General features: G+C 67.6%; 20 protein-coding genes. 15 read left to right on the forward strand and 5 right to left on the reverse strand.

Annotated elements, in window-relative coordinates:
- Positions 1 to 73: 73 nt before the first annotated feature.
- From AC07NF_RS03650 to AC07NF_RS03695, 10 genes are read left to right on the forward strand one after another with little or no spacing between them, the layout of a single operon-like run.
- The gene (locus AC07NF_RS03650) at positions 74 to 535 is read left to right on the forward strand and encodes an Rrf2 family transcriptional regulator (protein WP_494630825.1); all 462 of its coding nucleotides are present in this window, start codon (positions 74 to 76) and stop codon (positions 533 to 535) included.
- Positions 532 to 1,662: a cysteine desulfurase family protein gene (locus AC07NF_RS03655; RefSeq protein WP_494630823.1), complete on the forward strand. Its 1,131-nt coding sequence runs from the start codon at positions 532 to 534 to the stop codon at positions 1,660 to 1,662. Before AC07NF_RS03650 ends, AC07NF_RS03655 begins: the two co-directional genes overlap by 4 nt.
- Positions 1,662 to 3,131 (forward strand): Fe-S cluster assembly protein SufB, encoded by a 1,470-nt coding sequence (gene sufB / locus AC07NF_RS03660; protein WP_454716251.1) that lies wholly within the window; start codon positions 1,662 to 1,664, stop codon positions 3,129 to 3,131. The genes AC07NF_RS03655 and sufB overlap by 1 nt, the downstream gene beginning before the upstream one ends.
- Positions 3,128 to 3,517 carry a hypothetical protein gene (locus AC07NF_RS03665; protein WP_494630814.1) on the forward strand — a complete coding sequence of 130 codons (390 nt, stop codon included), beginning with the start codon at positions 3,128 to 3,130 and terminating at the stop codon, positions 3,515 to 3,517. Before sufB ends, AC07NF_RS03665 begins: the two co-directional genes overlap by 4 nt.
- Positions 3,510 to 4,256: a Fe-S cluster assembly ATPase SufC gene (gene sufC, locus AC07NF_RS03670; RefSeq protein ID WP_494630812.1), complete on the forward strand. Its 747-nt coding sequence runs from the start codon at positions 3,510 to 3,512 to the stop codon at positions 4,254 to 4,256. The genes AC07NF_RS03665 and sufC overlap by 8 nt, the downstream gene beginning before the upstream one ends.
- Positions 4,253 to 5,281, forward strand: coding sequence for a Fe-S cluster assembly protein SufD (sufD, locus tag AC07NF_RS03675; protein ID WP_494630809.1), 1,029 nt, complete (start codon positions 4,253 to 4,255; stop codon positions 5,279 to 5,281). The genes sufC and sufD overlap by 4 nt, the downstream gene beginning before the upstream one ends.
- Positions 5,281 to 6,495, forward strand: coding sequence for an aminotransferase class V-fold PLP-dependent enzyme (locus tag AC07NF_RS03680; protein WP_494630806.1), 1,215 nt, complete (start codon positions 5,281 to 5,283; stop codon positions 6,493 to 6,495). The genes sufD and AC07NF_RS03680 overlap by 1 nt, the downstream gene beginning before the upstream one ends.
- 8 nt (positions 6,496 to 6,503) lie before the next feature.
- Positions 6,504 to 6,878 carry an SUF system Fe-S cluster assembly protein gene (locus AC07NF_RS03685; protein WP_494630804.1) on the forward strand — a complete coding sequence of 125 codons (375 nt, stop codon included), beginning with the start codon at positions 6,504 to 6,506 and terminating at the stop codon, positions 6,876 to 6,878.
- A 14-nt stretch (positions 6,879 to 6,892) separates the two neighbouring features.
- On the forward strand, positions 6,893 to 7,297 hold the full coding sequence (locus AC07NF_RS03690; RefSeq protein WP_492810795.1) for a HesB/IscA family protein: 405 nt from the start codon (positions 6,893 to 6,895) through the stop codon (positions 7,295 to 7,297).
- On the forward strand, positions 7,297 to 7,497 hold the full coding sequence (locus tag AC07NF_RS03695) for a hypothetical protein (RefSeq protein ID WP_492810794.1): 201 nt from the start codon (positions 7,297 to 7,299) through the stop codon (positions 7,495 to 7,497). The genes AC07NF_RS03690 and AC07NF_RS03695 overlap by 1 nt, the downstream gene beginning before the upstream one ends.
- On the opposite strand, the gene AC07NF_RS03700 is transcribed toward AC07NF_RS03695, so the two are convergent.
- Complete coding sequence (locus AC07NF_RS03700) at positions 7,494 to 8,282, reverse strand: lysophospholipid acyltransferase family protein (protein WP_494630801.1); 789 nt, start codon at positions 8,280 to 8,282, stop codon at positions 7,494 to 7,496. The genes AC07NF_RS03695 and AC07NF_RS03700 overlap by 4 nt on opposite strands.
- A gap of 13 nt (positions 8,283 to 8,295) precedes the next feature.
- The gene (locus AC07NF_RS03705) at positions 8,296 to 8,856 is read right to left on the reverse strand and encodes a TetR/AcrR family transcriptional regulator (RefSeq protein WP_494630800.1); all 561 of its coding nucleotides are present in this window, start codon (positions 8,854 to 8,856) and stop codon (positions 8,296 to 8,298) included.
- A 95-nt stretch (positions 8,857 to 8,951) separates the two neighbouring features.
- Between AC07NF_RS03705 and AC07NF_RS03710 the strand changes: the two genes are divergently transcribed.
- From AC07NF_RS03710 to AC07NF_RS03720, 3 genes are read left to right on the forward strand one after another with little or no spacing between them, the layout of a single operon-like run.
- Positions 8,952 to 9,926 (forward strand): glycosyltransferase family 9 protein, encoded by a 975-nt coding sequence (locus AC07NF_RS03710; RefSeq protein WP_494630799.1) that lies wholly within the window; start codon positions 8,952 to 8,954, stop codon positions 9,924 to 9,926.
- Positions 9,927 to 10,331: a DUF6165 family protein gene (locus AC07NF_RS03715; protein WP_494630798.1), complete on the forward strand. Its 405-nt coding sequence runs from the start codon at positions 9,927 to 9,929 to the stop codon at positions 10,329 to 10,331.
- Entirely contained in the window at positions 10,328 to 10,735 is a 408-nt protein-coding gene (locus AC07NF_RS03720) for an ACT domain-containing protein (protein WP_494630796.1), read from the forward strand. The genes AC07NF_RS03715 and AC07NF_RS03720 overlap by 4 nt, the downstream gene beginning before the upstream one ends.
- On the opposite strand, the gene AC07NF_RS03725 is transcribed toward AC07NF_RS03720, so the two are convergent.
- A complete protein-coding gene (locus AC07NF_RS03725; RefSeq protein ID WP_492810784.1) occupies positions 10,722 to 11,525 on the reverse strand; it encodes an enoyl-CoA hydratase/isomerase in 804 nt (267 codons plus the stop codon). The two genes, AC07NF_RS03720 and AC07NF_RS03725, sit on opposite strands and share 14 nt — an antisense overlap.
- Before the next feature lie 134 nt (positions 11,526 to 11,659).
- A complete protein-coding gene (locus tag AC07NF_RS03730) occupies positions 11,660 to 12,721 on the reverse strand; it encodes a GGDEF domain-containing protein (protein ID WP_492810782.1) in 1,062 nt (353 codons plus the stop codon).
- 195 nt (positions 12,722 to 12,916) lie between these two features.
- Here AC07NF_RS03730 and AC07NF_RS03735 point away from each other — a divergent pair, with 195 nt between their 5' ends.
- Together AC07NF_RS03735 and AC07NF_RS03740 are read left to right on the forward strand one after the other, a co-directional pair.
- Positions 12,917 to 14,374 carry a coniferyl aldehyde dehydrogenase gene (locus tag AC07NF_RS03735; protein ID WP_494630793.1) on the forward strand — a complete coding sequence of 486 codons (1,458 nt, stop codon included), beginning with the start codon at positions 12,917 to 12,919 and terminating at the stop codon, positions 14,372 to 14,374.
- 36 nt (positions 14,375 to 14,410) lie between these two features.
- Complete coding sequence (locus AC07NF_RS03740) at positions 14,411 to 15,556, forward strand: glycosyltransferase family 61 protein (RefSeq protein ID WP_494630791.1); 1,146 nt, start codon at positions 14,411 to 14,413, stop codon at positions 15,554 to 15,556.
- Here AC07NF_RS03740 and AC07NF_RS03745 read toward each other — a convergent pair.
- Positions 15,553 to 15,825 carry a hypothetical protein gene (locus AC07NF_RS03745; RefSeq protein ID WP_494630788.1) on the reverse strand — a complete coding sequence of 91 codons (273 nt, stop codon included), beginning with the start codon at positions 15,823 to 15,825 and terminating at the stop codon, positions 15,553 to 15,555. The two genes, AC07NF_RS03740 and AC07NF_RS03745, sit on opposite strands and share 4 nt — an antisense overlap.
- Between the last annotated feature and the right edge of the window lie 91 nt (positions 15,826 to 15,916).

Raw genomic sequence — 15,916 nt, forward strand, 5'->3', positions numbered from 1 at the left:
AGCCCGCGCGCGAAGTCGCGGCTTGTAGCACACGCAAAAGCCGATGCGCGCGGAATCTGCAAGGGGTAAGGCGATGCGCCTGAGCACCAAGGGACGATACGCGGTCATGGCGATGACCGACCTGGCCAAGCGCCAGGACGAAAGCGAGGGCCGCGCCGTGGCCCTGGCCGAGATCGCGTCACGCCAACAGATTTCGCTGTCCTATCTGGAGCAGCTGTTCGCACGGCTGCGCCGCAAGGGGCTGGTGATCAGCGCTCGCGGCCCCGGCGGCGGTTATCGCTTGGCCAAGACCGCGACCGAGACCTTCATTTCCGACATCGTGCTGGCGGTCGACGAGCCGCTGCGCGCCACCCGCTGCAACTTCACCAAGGGCCAGGCCAAGGGCTGCATGGCCGGCGGCGAGCGCTGCATGACCCACGGCCTGTGGGAAGAGATGGGCCGCCAGATCCATGGCTACCTGGCCTCTGTTTCGGTCGCCGACGTCCTGAAGGGCGAGCTGCGTCCGACTCGTCCGCTGGAGATGGCGGCCGAGTGAGCATCACCCGCACATCGGTCTATCTCGACTACAACGCCACGGCCCCCCTGCGGCCGGAAGCGCGAGAGGCGCTGCTGCGCGCCCTGGAGAGCCCGGCCAATCCCTCGTCGGTCCACGCCGCCGGCCGCGCTGCGCGCGACGTCGTCGAGCGCGCCCGCGCCGAGGTCGGGACCCTGGTCGGCACGCCCGCCGGTTCGGTGACTTTCGTCAGCGGCGGCACGGAAGCCAACGCGCTCGCTATTCAGAGCGCCAAGGTCGACCGCATCATCATTTCCGCTATCGAGCACGACGCGGTGACCGAGACAGCCAAGGCCTCGGGCCTGCCGGTCGAGATCCTGCCGGTCGATGGCGATGGCGTCGCCGACCTGGCCTGGCTGGCCCAGGCGCTGGAAGCGCCGGGCAAGGCCCTGGTCTGCCTGATGCTGGCCAACAACGAGACCGGCGTCATCCAGCCGGTCGCCGAGGCTTCGGCCCTGGTGCGCGCCGCCGAAGGCCTGCTGCATGTCGACGCCGTCCAGGCGGCCGGCAAGATCGCCGTCGATTTCTCGGCCCTCGGCGCCGACACCATGGCGCTGTCGGCCCACAAGCTGGGCGGTCCGCAGGGCGTCGGCGCCCTGGTCGCCGGGACCCGCGCCAACGTCACCCGTCGCCAGCACGGCGGCGGCCAGGAGCGCGGCCGCCGGGCCGGCACCGAGAACGTGGCGGGCATCTCAGCCTTCGGCGCGGCCGCCCGCGCGGCGCAGGAAAGCCTTGCGTCGATGGTCGAACTGTCCCATTGGCGCGACGCCTTGGCCGAACGGCTCAAGGCCCAAGGCGCGGTCGTGCTCGGGGAGGGCGCTGATCGCCTACCCCAAACGTTGTGCTTCGCAGGCGAGGGCTTCGGCTCCGAGGTCCAGGTCATGAATATGGACCTGGCCGGGGTCATGGTCAGCGCCGGCAGCGCCTGCTCGTCGGGCAAGGTCAAGGCCAGCCGCGTGGTGGAAGCCATGGGCCGGCCCGACCTGGCTCCGTTCGCCCTGCGTGTCAGCGGCGGCTGGGCCAGCACGGAAGAAGATTGGATCAAGTGCGGCGACGCCTGGCTCGCCGCCTGGAAGCGTATCGGCGCTCGGCGCCGGGAGGTGGCGTAATGGCCGCGGTCAAAGAGACTGTCGAAACCGTCGCCGCGCTCGAGAAATACGAGCACGGCTTCACCACTGAGATCGACCAGGAGTTCGCCCCCAAGGGCCTCTCCGAGGACATCGTGCGCTTTATCTCGGCCAAGAAGGACGAGCCCCAGTGGATGCTGGACTGGCGCCTGGAGGCCTATCGTCGCTGGCTTGAGCTGGAAGAGCCGACCTGGGCGAAGGTCAACTTCCCCAAGATCGACTACCAGGACAGCTATTACTACGCCGCGCCCAAGACCAAGGAGGGGCCCAAAAGCCTCGACGAGGTCGATCCCGACATCCTGGCCGTCTATGCCAAGCTGGGCATCCCGCTGAAGGAGCAGGAAGTCCTGGCCGGCGTCGAAGGGGCTCCGCGCTACGCCGTGGACGCGGTGTTCGACAGCGTCAGCGTCGTCACGACCTTCAAGAAGGAATTGGCCGCCGTCGGCGTCATCTTCTGCTCGATGAGCGAGGCGATCCGCGAGCATCCGGAGCTGGTGCGTCAGTACCTCGGCTCGGTCGTGCCGACCTCGGACAACTATTTCGCCTGCCTCAACAGCGCGGTCTTCTCGGACGGCTCTTTCGTCTACATCCCGCCGGGCGTGCGCTGCCCGATGGAGCTGTCGACCTATTTCCGGATCAACGCCAAGGATTCCGGCCAGTTCGAGCGCACTCTGATCATCGCCGACAAGGGCGCCTACTGCTCGTACCTTGAGGGCTGCACGGCCCCGATGCGTGACGAGAACCAGCTGCATGCGGCCGTGGTCGAACTCGTTCTGCTGGACGACGCCGAGATCAAATATTCGACCGTCCAGAACTGGTACCCGGGCGATCCGGAGACCGGCAAGGGCGGCATCTACAACTTCGTCACCAAGCGCGCCGACTGCCGTGGCGACCGCTCCAAGGTGTCGTGGACTCAGGTCGAGACCGGCTCGGCCATCACCTGGAAATATCCGTCCTGCGTGCTGCGCGGCGAGGGCTCGTCGGGCGAGTTCTACTCGATCGCCGTGACCAACGGTCATCAGCAGGCCGACACCGGCACCAAGATGATCCACCTGGGCGCCAACACCAAGTCGCGGATCGTCGCCAAGGGCATCAGCGCCGGCAAGTCGACCTCGACCTATCGCGGCCTGGTCTCGGCTCACCCGAAAGCCAAGGGCGCGCGCAACTTCACCCAGTGCGACAGCCTGCTGATCGGCAAGGAATGCGCGGCCCACACGGTCCCGTACATCGAGGCCCGCAACGGCCAGTCGGTGTTCGAGCACGAGGCCACCACCACCCGCCTGTCGGACGACCAGCTGTTCTACTGCCAGCAGCGCGGCCTTTCCCAGGAAGAAGCCGTGGCCCTGCTGGTCAATGGCTTCGTCAAGGACGTACTGCAGCAGCTGCCGATGGAATTCGCCGTCGAGGCCCAGAAGCTGGTGGCGATCAGCCTGGAGGGCAGTGTCGGATGATCACCGTCACGCTCTACCAGCCGGTGAGCCTGGAAGAGCTGCAGGATATCAAGGCGTCGGGCTGGAAGGCCTTTCCGCCGCACGACATCGAGCAGCCGATCTTCCGTCCGGTCACCAGCGAGGCCTTCGCCGCCCAGCTGGCCCAGAACTGGAACGCCGCCCATACGACCTATCGGCGCGGCTATGTCGTCCGGTTCACGGTCAGCAAGGCTTTCCTGGACGAGTACGAGAACAAGGTCTCGGGCACGCCGGGGCACGAGGAATACTGGATCCCGCCCGAGGATCTTTCGCTGTTAAACGCCGCCATCCAAGGCCAGATCGCCGTCGCCGGAACCTTCGCGGGCCACGACGCGGAATACAGAAAACTCAACGAGACCCATGCTTAAGATCCAGAACCTTCACGCCCGCGTCGAAGAGAAGCCGATCCTGAAGGGCGTCACGCTGGACGTGCCGGCCGGCGAGGTCCACGCGATCATGGGTCCCAACGGCGCCGGCAAGTCGACCCTGTCGTACGTGCTGTCGGGCCGTGACGGCTATGAGGTCACCGAAGGCTCCGCCGAGCTGAACGGCGACGACCTGCTGGCGCTGGAGCCCAACGAGCGGGCCGCCAAGGGCCTGTTCCTGTCGTTCCAGTATCCGCTGGAAATCCCTGGCGTTCCGGCCCTGACCTTCATCCGCACCGCCCTCAACGCCCAGCGCCGCGCGCGCGGCGAGGACGAGATCGCCGCCCCGGCCTTCCTGAAGCTGGCCAAGGAGAAGGCCGCTTCGCTGAAGATCGACTTCGACATGCTCAAGCGCGGCCTGAACGTCGGCTTCTCGGGCGGCGAGAAGAAGCGGATGGAAATCCTTCAAATGGCGATGCTTTCGCCGAAGTTCCTGATCCTGGACGAGACCGACAGCGGCCTCGACATCGACGCCCTGAAGATCGTCTCGGAAGGCGTCAACGCCCTGCGCGGTCCCGATCGCGGCATGCTGGTGATCACCCACTATCAGCGCCTGCTGGACTACATCAAACCCGACAAGGTCCACGTGCTGGCCGCCGGCCGCATCGTCGCCTCGGGCGGTCCGGAACTGGCCCTGCAGCTGGAAGCCGAGGGCTACGACAAGTACGTGGCCGCCGCATGAGCCTCGCCTCCGCCCTTAAGACCGGCGACGTCACGGAGCTGCCCTCGCGGCGCGACGAGGACTGGCGATGGACCGACCTGCGGGGCCTGCTGCGGACCCTGCCGCCGGCCGCGCCGGCTCATGACGGTGAGGTTCCGGCCGGTCCGTTCGCGGGTCTGGCTGACGCCGAGACCGTGTTTGTCAACGGCCGCCGGATCGCCGAGACCGAAGCCGTCTCGGGCGTCGTGGCCCTGCGCTTCGTCGCCCTGGCCGACCAGGCCTCGCAGGCCGCCAGCCACGCCCTGGTCGTGAAGCCGGGCGAGACCCTGGTCCTGCTGGAAAGCCACGAAGGTCGCGCCAAGGGCTACGTCACCGACGTCGCCCTGGACATCGCCGTGGGCGAGGGCGCTTCGCTGGAACGCATCATCCTGGTCGAGGATGACGCCGAGGCGATCAACGTCGTCACCGCCGAGGTCGCCCTGGCTCCGGGCGCGAAGTTCGCCCAGACCGTCCTGACCTCGGGCGCTCGCCGCCAGCGGATCGAGACGCGGGTGAGCCACCCCGGCGCCCATGCGCAGGCTCGTCTCGACGGCGCCTATCTGCTGGACGGCCAGCGTCATGCCGACCAGACCACCGTGGTCACCCACGCCGGCGTTGACGGCGCGACCAGCCAGCTCACCAAGGGCATGGTCACCGACCAGGCGCGCGGCGTCTTCCAGGGCCGCATCGTCGTCTCGCCCGGCGCTGACCAGACCGACGCCCGCATGGGTCACCACGCCCTGATCCTGTCGGAAAAGGCCGAGATCGACGCCAAGCCGGAGCTGCTGATCTTCGCCGACGATGTCTCGTGCGCGCACGGCAACACGATCGGCGCCCTGGACGAGCAGGCCATCTTCTACGCCCGCCAGCGCGGCATCGCGGAAGCCGAGGCCAAGGCCATGCTGACCGTCGCCTTCGTCGGCGAAGTGGTCGAGCGCATCGAGCACGACGGCGCCCGCGCCATCGCCGCCGCCTGGGTCGCCAAGAAGCTGGGGAGCCCCGAATAATGGCTCTGGATATCGAAGCGATCAGGGCGCAGTTCCCGATCCTGCAGCGCTCGGTGCATGGCAAGCCGCTGATCTATCTGGACAGCGCCGCCAGCGCCCAGAAGCCCGACGCGGTGCTGGACGCCATGACGGGGCTGGCTCGGACCTCGTACGCCAACGTCCATCGCGGCCTGCACACGCTGGCGAACGAAACGACGGAAGCCTATGAAAAGGCCCGCGAAACCGCCGCCAAGTTCATCAACGCCCAGCCGACCGAAGTTGTCTGGACCAAGAGCGCCACGGAAGCGGTGAACCTGGTCGCGTCGTCGTTCGGCCTGAGCCTGAACGCCGGCGACGAGATCGTGATCTCCGAAATGGAGCACCACGCCAACATCGTGCCGTGGCACTTCCTGCGCGAGCGCAAGGGCGTGGTCCTGAAGTTCATTCCGGTGCTGGATGACGGACGCCTGGACATGGAGGCCTTCAAGGGCCTGCTGTCGGACAAGACCAAAATGGTCGCCGTCACCCACATGTCGAACGTGTTGGGCACGGTCAACGACGTCGCCGAGATCGTCCGCCTGGCCCACGCGGCCGGCGCGCCGGTGCTGCTGGACGGCTGCCAGGCCATCGTCCATTCCAAGGTCGACGTGAAGGCCCTGGACGTCGACTTCTACGTCTTCAGCGGCCACAAGCTCTACGGCCCGACCGGCATCGGCGTACTGTACGGCAAGGCCGAGCGCTTGGCCGCGTTGCCGCCGTACCAAGGCGGCGGCGAGATGATCGGCTCGGTCTCGATGGACAAGATCACCTATGCCGATCCGCCGCACCGCTTCGAGGCCGGCACCCCGGCGATCCTGGAAGCCGTCGGCCTGGGCGCGGCGATCGAATGGCTGAACGGCCTGGATCGCGACGCCGTCTTCGCTCACGAGCACGCCCTGTACGAACGCGTCGCCGAGCAGCTGCGCGGCGTCAACGGCGTGCGGATCCTGGGCGAGGCGCCCGGCAAGGGCGCGGTGCTGTCGTTCACGGTCGAGGGCGCCCACGCCCACGATATCGCCCAGGTGCTGGACCGTTACGGCGTCGCCGTGCGCGCCGGCACCCATTGCGCCGAGCCCTTGATGCGCCGATTTGGCGTCACTTCGAGCGCGCGCGCTTCGTTCGCCCTATATAACACCGAGGCAGAGGCCGACGCGTTCGTCGACGCGCTGGCCAAGGCCCGCAGTTTCTTTAGTTGAGCCGCCCGATGACCGACGCCGCCGCCACGCCCGAGCCCGTTTCCGCTGAAGCGCCCCCGGCGCTTTCGAAGGACGAGCTCGCCAAGATCACGGACCAGCTGATCGACAAGCTGAAGTCCGTCTACGACCCGGAAATCCCGGTCGACATCTATGAGCTGGGCTTGATCTACAAGGTCGATGTCAGCGACTCCAAGGACGTCGCCATCGACATGACCCTGACGGCGCCGGGCTGCCCGGTGGCCGGCGAGATGCCGGGCTGGGTGCGCGACGCGGTCATGGAGATCCCGGGCCTGAAGTCGTGCAATGTCGAGCTGGTCTTCGAGCCGCCGTGGGACGCCTCGCGGATGAGCGACGAGGCCAAGCTGCAACTGAACATGTTCTGATCGGTTCGAGAGCCATGGAAACCGCGATCACCGCACGTCCCCGCCGCCCGCGCCCCAAGGTCGTCACCCTGACCGACGCCGCGGCCGCGCGCGTGAAGGAGATCATGGCCCGCGCGGATAAGCCCTATGCGGGCTTGCGCGTCGGCGTGAAGAACGGCGGCTGCGCGGGTTCTGAGTACATCTTCGAATACGCCGCCGAGAAGGCCCCGCTGGACGAGGTCGTCGAGGACAAGGACGTCACCATCCTGATCGACGCCAAGGCGGTGCTGTTCCTGATCGGCACGACGATCGACTACGAGACCACCAAGCTGTCGTCGAAGTTCGTGTTCAATAACCCGAACGAGACCGACGCCTGCGGCTGCGGCGAGAGCGTGACGATCCAGCCGGCGCCGGAAGCCCCAATGGACAGCGAGCACTGATGCTGGCGCGCACGCCGTCCTGCGTGGAATGCGGCCTGGCCTGGGGCGCGCCGCGTTTCAAGCACGAGGACGAGGCGCCGCTGTACTGGTCGGACACCGGCCTGCTGTGCTCCAGCGGCTGCGCCCAGACCCACTTCGCCAAGCGCCGCGCTGAGGGCACGTTCGCGGGCGTCCCGGCGGAGTGCCCGGTCGAGGTCTAGGCCGACGCTTCGGCTGCCCTCGGCTCCGGCGTTTTCTTCTTCGGCGATTCCACCAGCACCGACGCCTTCACCGGCTCGCCGCGCGCTTCCGCGATCAGCTCATTGGTGCGCCCCTCAATGGTCGCCTCCAGCCGCTGCATGAACTCGGCCTTTTCCAGGCCTTGGGGCAGGGGCGGCAGGAATTCGACGGTGGCCGTGCCCGGCGTCTTCTGCTTGTCGGTCTGTTGCCAGAAGCAGCCCAGGTTCGTCGCCACCGGCACGACCGGCAGGCCGAAGTCCTTGCTCATGTAAAAGACACCCGTGCGGTAGCGGAAATGCTCGCCGGGCTTGGCCAGATGGCCTTCGGGATAGATCAGGATGCGCCGGCCCTCGGCCGCGACCTGGGCGGCGCTCTTGGACAGGGCCTCGCGCGCTTCGGGACCGCCGCAGCTGTCGACGACGATGGCCCCGAACTTTTTCAGGATCGCTCCGACCAGCGGGAACTTCTCCAGGTGGTCGCCGGTGACGAAGCTGAGGTTCTCGACATTGGCGAACATCACGAAGCCGTCGCCCCAGCTGTGATGCTTGGCGGCGATGATGAAGGGGCCGGCGGGCAGGTTTTCCTGGCCCTTCAGCTGCACCTTCACTCCGGCGAAGAACCCCAGCGCCCACAGCATCCGCTGGCTGTAGAGCCGCAGGGCGAAGGCCACCGGCTTGCGGCCGGGCGCCAGGGCGGCGAAGGCGGCCGACAGGCCGTAGAAGATCGACAGGACCCAGTAGTAGGCGTTGAACAGCGCGCTGCGCATTTGTGTTCGATCCTTAGCGGGCGAAGAGAACGGCCTGGACGGCCGCGGTCATGAGAGGGGCGTGGGCCGACAGGGCGTCAGCGCCCAGGCGGCCATAGGCCTTGTTCTGCGCGGTCTGGGTGATCACGCCGATGGCCATGGCGGCCAGCACGCGCGGGTCGCCCGGCGGCAGCTCGGCATTGATCATCGCCCGCTTGATCACGGTCTCGACCTGGGTGACCGGGTCGCGGCCGTCCTCCTGGTAGTAGGGCAGGAAGTGGTGCAGCTGCAGCAGGTGGAACGAGAACAGCAGCCAGTCCTCGTCGGCCACAGCGCAATAGGCCTGCACCAAGGCGGCGGCCTTGGCCTTGATGCCGTCGGCGGCGCTAGCCTCGTCCTCAATCAGGGCCGAGAGACGGCGGTGGCAGTCCATGAACAGGCCGACGGCCAGCTCGTCCTTGCTCTTCCAGTGGCGATAGATCGCGCCTTCAGAAACGCCCGCGCGAGCTGCGATGGTCTTGGTGGTGGTCGCGTCGACGCCTTCGACGACGAAGGCCTCGAGGGCGGCACGTTCGATACGGGGCTTGGCGCTCATGACGACGACCATCTCACGTCGTGCAAAATCTGCAAGTGAGTGTTCACTTACATTTTCGTGATGGACAGTTAGAAGCGACGCGGCGACACACGGCCATGGTCCAGACGGTTCTGATCTATTCGATGGGCGAGGTGATCGGCGACGGCCTGATCAAGCTGCCCTTCATCGCCGGCCTGCGGGCGGCGTTTCCGGACGCGCGCATCAGCTGGTGCGCGGCCAAGGTCGAGACGGTCTATGCCGGCGCTCTGAAGGGCGTGGTGGCCGGCTATATCGACGAGCTGATCCTGGAAGGCCGCAACGGTGGGCGTCCGCTGGACGCCATGCCGTGGAGCAAGCCGTTCGGCGGCCGCAAGTTCGATCTCGTCATCGACACCCAGGAACACATCGGCCGCAGCGGCGTCGCCCGGCGTGGGGCGGCGGGGCGCTTCGTCTCGGCCGCCCGCCATGCCCGCGACAAGGATTGGCCCGTGGCCGTCACCGACCGCCTCGCGCGGCTGCTGAACCTGGCGACGGACGGGCAGGGCGCTGTGCGGCCCCTGGCCCTGACCAACCCCGACGCCTTGAAGGCCGCCGAGGCCTTGTTGCCTGTCGGCCCGACCTATGTCGGCCTGGCGCCCGGCGCGGGCGGTCAGGACAAGCGCTGGCCGCTGGAGAACTACCTGGAACTCGCCCGCCGCATCGTCGCCAAGGGCTGGACGCCGGTCTTCTTCTTCGGCCCGGACGAGGCCGAGGACGCCGCCGTGGCCGCGCGTGAGGTGCCGCAGGCCCTACAACCCGAACGCAACCGCACCGACGGCTTCACGGGCGTGAAGGGGCCGCTGCTGGTCATCGCCCTGGCCGGACGCCTGGCCGCCGGCGTCGCCAATGACGCCGGCCCCGGCCACATGCTGGCCGCCGGGGGCGCGCCCTTGCTTTCCCTGCAACAGGACCGCCGCAAGTCGGTGAAGTTCCGCCCGGCCGCCCAGCGGCTTGAGATGCTGGTCGCGGAGGACTACGGAAGCGGCATGGGCGCCCTGCCGGTCGACGCGGCCTGGGAAGCGCTCGAAAAGTTGGTTTCCGGAGCGTCCTGAATGTCCATCCTCGCGCCGATCTCGGCGGGCGAACTGGTCGACAAGATCACCATCCTGCGGGTCAAGGCCCAGCGCATCGGCGATCCGGCGAAAGAGGCCAATGTCCGTAAGGAGCTGGCCCTGCTGGAGGCCACGGCGGCCGAGCACCTGCCCGACAACGCCGAGATCGCCCGCCTGACTGAAGAGCTTACGGCGGTCAACGCCGCCTTGTGGGACATCGAGGAGGGCAAGCGCGACTGCGAACGCCGCCAGGACTTCGGCCCGGACTTCGTGGCCCTGGCCCGCCGCGTCTATATCGACAACGACCAGCGCGCCGCCATCAAGCGGGCGATCAACGAAGCCGCCGGCTCGGACATCGTCGAGGAGAAGAGCTACAAGCCCTACCTCGGCGCCTCAGACAAATGACGCAAGTCGTTCGCGATGCTCGCGAAATGGTCGCGGGCATGACGCCGGCGCTGAAGTCCGGCCAATACGTCTTCTGCGCCGCCGGCGATCGCGATTGGGCGGCACTGGAGCCGCTGGCCATGTTCCGTGAGGCCGAGGGTGTCAGCCTGATCCTGGAGCGCGACGCGGCCCAGGCGGCCGGTCTCCCGGCCGAGGGGCCGATGGCCCTGATCACGCTGAACGTCTACTCAGCGCTGGACGGCGTCGGCCTGACCGCCGCCGTCGCGACCGCGCTGGCCCAGGCTGGGATCGCCTGCAACATGGTCGCGGCTCTGAATCACGACCATGTCTTTGTGCCATCCGAACGGGCCGATGAGGCCGTCGCGATCCTGCTCGACCTCCAGGCGGCTGCTAGCGCCCTTTGAACGCGGCCGCGCGTTTTTGGAGGAAGGCGCTGACGCCTTCGATGAAGTCTTCGGTCTTGCCGGCGACCTTCTGGGCCTTGCGTTCGGCGTGCAGCTGGCCGGTCCAGTCCTCGTCCAGGCTGTCCCAGACCAGCTTGCGGATCGCGCCCAGCGCGGCGGGACCCTGGGCCAGCTCGACGGCCAGGGCGTGGGCGGTCGGGATCAGTTCGGCGTCCGGGACGCAGCGGTTGACCAGGCCCCATTGCAGCGCCGTGGCGGCCGGGATCTTACCGCCCAGCAGCATCATCTCCATCGCCCGCGCCTTGCCGATCAGGCGCGGCAGCAGATAGGTCGAGCCGCCGTCGGGCACCAGGCCGATGCGGCGGAAGGCCTGCAGGAAATAGGCGCTCTCGGCCGCGACGATGATGTCGCCCATCAGCGCGATCGAGCAGCCGACGCCGGCCGCGGGACCATTCACCGCCGTCACGATCGGCAGCGGGAAGTCGCGCAGCAGCGTCATCAGCGGGTTGTAGGTGTTCTCCAGCGCCGAGCCGGCGTCGGGTTTGCCGTCGACGTCCAGCTCGCGCCCGGCCGCGCCGCCGCCCGACAGGTTGGCGCCCGAGCAGAAGCCGCGGCCTTCGCCGGTCAGGATCACCGCGCGCGCTTCGATCTTGCCGGCGGCGATGGACGAGAAGGCGTGGATCAGCTCGCGGGCGATCTCCAGGCTGGCGGCGTTCAGCGTCGTGGGATCGGCCAGGGTGACGGTGGCGACGCCGTCCTGCGTCGAGACACGGATCTTCTGATAGTCCACGGCGGCTCTCCCTTCGTTCGTTGGGGAGAGTCTAGGCGCCTTTGCCCCTTGGGAAGGCTAGCGGAATTTTCATAAGGAAACGCCGCCGATCCCGGAGGAGCGGCGGCGCCAGGTAGGTCTTCTGCTGAAGAAGCTTAGGCCGCGTTGGCCGAGGCCGGCATGGATTCCGCCGCCGTGACGCGGTTACGACCACCGCGCTTGGAGGCGTAGAGCGCCGCGTCGGCGCGTTCCATGATCGAGTGGCCGTGCTCGCCCGGCGTGCGCTCGGCGAAGCCCGACGAAATGGTGATGGCGCCCAGGTCCTCGTTGGTCGAGCGACGCTTGAGCATACGCGAGGAGACCTCGACGCGGATTTCTTCCAGGGTGGTGGCGACCACCGCGGCGCTTTCGCGCGGGAAGATCATCGCGAACTCCTCGCCGCCGTAGCGGGCGGCGAAGCGCGGCGGGGCGGCGACGCGGCCGATCACCGAGGCGACGTAACGGATGACCTGGTCGCCGGTCTGGTGGCCCCAGGTGTCGTTGAAGCCCTTGAAGTGGTCGATGTCGAGCACGGCCAGGCAGATCGTCGTGCCGGTGTCGTCGGCGTCCTGGCAGGCGCGGTCCAGCTCTTCGTCGAAGGCCTTGCGGTTGGCGAGGTTCGTCAGGCCGTCGGTGGTGGCGTCGCGGCGGACCTGTTCCAGGTGCTCGCGCAGGCGCTCGACCTCGGCGGTGGAGTCGGCCAGGCGCGTTTCCAGCGACTGGTTTTCCTTGTGCACGCGGCGGGTGGCGTCGGCCAGGTTGCCGACCACGGCCTTGATGGCTTCGACGTCGGTCGACTTGTCCAGGCTCTTGGTCGCGCCGGCCAGTTCCTTGCCGAAGGCGGCGTTGGACTTCTGGGCGTTCTGGATGGCCTTGGAGACGGCTTCCAGTTCCTTGGACAGGATGTCGCCGGCGTCGCGGATCTGTTCGTTCAGGCGGGCCTTGGGCAGATAGGTGGCGGCCAGCTCTTCGCTGACCAGCTCGGTCATCGGTTCGCCCAGGGAGATCAGACGGGTCAGCTCACGCGCCAGCGCACCGTCCGGGTCGGCGACGTAATGCGTCCACAGCTCGAAGTTCAGCGCGGTCGGCCACACCTGGTGGCGTTCCATGAGCTCCAGCGCACGCGAGGCGATCTTGTAGGCCTCGGGACCGCGCAGCGTGGTTTCGACGTCCGACATCTTTTCTTCCCCCATCGGTGCTTTCCCTTGCGGAAACCCCGATCGCTTGGAGCCTGACCTTAAACTGGAGAGTTCTTACGAGGCGTTAAGAACGAACAACGTTCGCTTGCGCCTCGTCTTCGGCTCGCTCATGGTGATCGCTGATAAGGTAAGTTCCGTCGCGTAAGGCGGATCCTGGGGAGGAGCGACAACGCCATGAATGCACCGGTGAATCTGTCCTTCGACGCCCACAAGGCGGCGATGAACGACGTGTTGCAGCGCCAAAAGGCCGCGCACCTAAAAAATGGGCCGCCGAGCGTCGAAAAGCGCATCGATTGGCTCAACCGCTCGATCGATCTCTTGATTGGTCATCAGGCCGAAATCGCCCGCGCCGTTAATGAAGATTTCGGCTCGCGCTCGCCTGAAGCGACCGCGCTGACCGATGTCGCCGGCTCGATCGGGCCGCTGAAATTCGCCCGTGAAAACGTCGCCAAATGGACGCGCCCCGAGAAGCGCAAGACCACGCCGGCGATCCTGGGTTTGTTCGGCGCCAAGGCCACGGTGCAGTGGCAGCCCAAGGGGGTGGTGGGCGTGATCAGCCCGTGGAACTTCCCGGTCAACCTGACCTTCGCCCCGCTGGCCGGGATTTTCGCGGCCGGCAACCGGGCGATGATCAAGCCGTCGGAATTTACGCCGGCCACGTCCGAGCTGCTGAAGGCGATGTTCGCCAAGGCGTTTGCCGAGGACGAGGTCGCGGTGTTCGTCGGCGGACCCGAAGTGGGTCAGGCCTTCGCCGGGCTGGCCTTCGACCACCTGGTCTTCACTGGCGCGACCTCGGTGGCCCGGCACGTGATGCGGGCGGCGGCCGAGAACCTGGTGCCGGTGACCCTGGAGCTGGGCGGCAAGAGCCCGGTGATCCTGTCGCGCGGCGCGGACATGGCCACGGCCGCGGCGCGGATCATGAACGGCAAGACCCTGAACGCCGGCCAGATCTGCCTGGCGCCGGACTATGTCTTCGCCCCGCAGGACCAGGTCGAGAGCTTCGTCGAGGAGGCCAAGGCCGCCGTCGGTCGTTACTTCCCGACGCTCAAGGACAACCCGGACTACACGGCCGTGGTCGCCCAGCGCCACTACGACCGGGTGAAGGGTTATGTCGACGACGCCCGGGCCAAGGGCGCGCGGATCGTCGAGATCAATCCGGCCGGCGAGGACCTGACCCAGCAGGAACACCGCAAGATCGCCCCGACCCTGATCCTGGATCCCACCGACGACATGAAGGTGATGCAGGAGGAGATCTTCGGCCCGGTGCTGCCGGTGAAGACCTATAAAAACGTCGACGAGGCCGTGGACTATGTGAACGCCCACGACCGGCCGCTGGCCCTCTACTGGTTCGGGACCGACGAGGCCGAGAAGGACCGGGTGCTGGAGCGCACCACCAGCGGCGGCGTCACGGTCAATGACGTGATCTTCCACGTCGCCCAGGAGGACCTGCCGTTCGGCGGCGTCGGCCCGGCCGGCATGGGCGCCTATCACGGCCACGACGGCTTCCGCGAGTTCAGCCACCGCAAGGCGGTGTTCCAGCAGCTGAAGAAGGACATCGCCCCGATGCTGGGTCTGCGCCCGCCGTACGGGGAGGGGATCCGCAAGTACCTGGCCGGGCAGATCAAGAAGTAGCTTCAACAGGACGGCGCGGCATGCTCCAAGCGGCGCATGTCGTTGCCTCTGCGTCCCATCGTCGAAGCCCAGGACTTGCCTCGAATGCAGGTCCCCGAACTGCGCGAGCGTTTCGGGCGGGGCGAGAGCGGGATCGCCTGGTCGCCGGAGCATGACGCCTCGGTTGGCGCGCCGGTCGGCGTGCTGGGTGGCCCTGAAGCCGCGGCCTGGCCGCACGACTTCGCCGCGCCGCCGCCGGTGGACGTTCCGGCGACCTGCGCGATCGGCGAGGCCTGGTGGTTCCCGCGCTTTGGCGGCCTGATCGGGACCGACGGCGCGCTCTACAACGCCACGATCGGCGAGGTTCGGCACGGCTCCCAGGACCTGTCGATCCTGCCGGGGGTCGGGGAAAACACGACCCGGTTCATGCCGCCGACCACTGCGCTCGAGATCGAGACGGGGGCGGTGTTCCTGCCCTGGGGTGCGGGTTTCAACTACGGCCACTTCGTCATCGACGCCCTGACGTCGTTGCAGTTGCTGGAGCAGGCCGGCCTGCTGGAGGGCGTTCCGGTGCTGGCCCCGAAGCTGACGCCCTGGCAGCGCGACCTTATTGCCCTGGCGTTCCCGGACCTCGTGGTCCGTGAGGTCGAGGCGCCGGTCGTCCAGCTGAAGCGGGCGGTCTTCGCCACCAGCATGGACCACTTCCTGCACCACCCGAACGGCGTGTTGGCCGATGTCGCCGCGCGGGTTCTGGCGCGAGCGCCGGCTGGCAAGGGCGCCAAGCGCGTCTATCTCTCGCGCCGGGGCCAGTCGATGCGGGTGATGGTCGGCGAGGCGGCGTTCGAGAAGGCCCTGGCCGCGCGCGGCTTCACCATCGTGCGGCCCGAGACCCTGAGCGCCGGCGAGCAGGTCGCCCTGATCCGCGACGCCGACGTGCTGGTCGGGGCCAGCGGCGCGGCCCTGGCCAACGCCGTTTTCCTGCAGCCTGGCGCGCGGGTCGTGGAGATCCAGCCGCTGAACTTCACCAGCCAGTGGGTGAGGGCGGCTTGCCGGCAGGTCGGTGTAGACTGGCGCGGTTATGTCTGCGCGTCACCCTGCCCGGCGGGTGAGGCGCCGCTGCTGGCCAGGTTCCGTCGAGGCTTCAAGTTCGCCTTCAGGCCGCCCTTGGACGACCTGTTGGCGTTTGTGAATGCGGCGCTCTAGAGGATGCCCTTGCGGCCCGGGACCCACGGGTCCAACGGCTGCTGCTCCTCGCGCTTGACCATGCCGTAGTAGCCGGCGACCCAGACGACCGCGAAGGTGAACAGGCCGCCCCAGAAGCCGCCTGGCGTGGCGAACCACACCGTCAGGCCACTGATCGAGGCCGCGAGGCCCAGCATCGACCAGCGCAGCAGCACCGAGAAGGCGTGATAGGTCTTCTCGTGCGAGATCAGGATGGCTTCCTTGTCGAGTTCGGGTTCGATGGCGGCCACGTTGCAGTCCTCCCATTCTTTTTTGGGTTCTGGCGGACCGGCCGAGCTCCGGCGCGATCAAAGCCGAGAACGGACGATACGATAACAGCGT

Source organism: Caulobacter sp. GW821-FHT10A06 (assembly GCF_059415805.1).

Coding starts and splice junctions, on each gene's coding strand:
- AC07NF_RS03650 (WP_494630825.1), top strand. CDS start 74: ATGCGCCTGAGCACCAAGGGACGATACGCGGTCATGGCGATGACCGAC.
- sufB (WP_454716251.1), top strand. CDS start 1,662: ATGGCCGCGGTCAAAGAGACTGTCGAAACCGTCGCCGCGCTCGAGAAA.
- AC07NF_RS03665 (WP_494630814.1), top strand. CDS start 3,128: ATGATCACCGTCACGCTCTACCAGCCGGTGAGCCTGGAAGAGCTGCAG.
- sufC (WP_494630812.1), top strand. CDS start 3,510: ATGCTTAAGATCCAGAACCTTCACGCCCGCGTCGAAGAGAAGCCGATC.
- sufD (WP_494630809.1), top strand. CDS start 4,253: ATGAGCCTCGCCTCCGCCCTTAAGACCGGCGACGTCACGGAGCTGCCC.
- AC07NF_RS03680 (WP_494630806.1), top strand. CDS start 5,281: ATGGCTCTGGATATCGAAGCGATCAGGGCGCAGTTCCCGATCCTGCAG.
- AC07NF_RS03685 (WP_494630804.1), top strand. CDS start 6,504: ATGACCGACGCCGCCGCCACGCCCGAGCCCGTTTCCGCTGAAGCGCCC.
- AC07NF_RS03690 (WP_492810795.1), top strand. CDS start 6,893: ATGGAAACCGCGATCACCGCACGTCCCCGCCGCCCGCGCCCCAAGGTC.
- AC07NF_RS03695 (WP_492810794.1), top strand. CDS start 7,297: ATGCTGGCGCGCACGCCGTCCTGCGTGGAATGCGGCCTGGCCTGGGGC.
- AC07NF_RS03700 (WP_494630801.1), bottom strand. CDS start 8,282: ATGCGCAGCGCGCTGTTCAACGCCTACTACTGGGTCCTGTCGATCTTC.
- AC07NF_RS03705 (WP_494630800.1), bottom strand. CDS start 8,856: ATGAGCGCCAAGCCCCGTATCGAACGTGCCGCCCTCGAGGCCTTCGTC.
- AC07NF_RS03710 (WP_494630799.1), top strand. CDS start 8,952: ATGGTCCAGACGGTTCTGATCTATTCGATGGGCGAGGTGATCGGCGAC.
- AC07NF_RS03715 (WP_494630798.1), top strand. CDS start 9,927: ATGTCCATCCTCGCGCCGATCTCGGCGGGCGAACTGGTCGACAAGATC.
- AC07NF_RS03720 (WP_494630796.1), top strand. CDS start 10,328: ATGACGCAAGTCGTTCGCGATGCTCGCGAAATGGTCGCGGGCATGACG.
- AC07NF_RS03730 (WP_492810782.1), bottom strand. CDS start 12,721: ATGTCGGACGTCGAAACCACGCTGCGCGGTCCCGAGGCCTACAAGATC.
- AC07NF_RS03735 (WP_494630793.1), top strand. CDS start 12,917: ATGAATGCACCGGTGAATCTGTCCTTCGACGCCCACAAGGCGGCGATG.
- AC07NF_RS03740 (WP_494630791.1), top strand. CDS start 14,411: ATGTCGTTGCCTCTGCGTCCCATCGTCGAAGCCCAGGACTTGCCTCGA.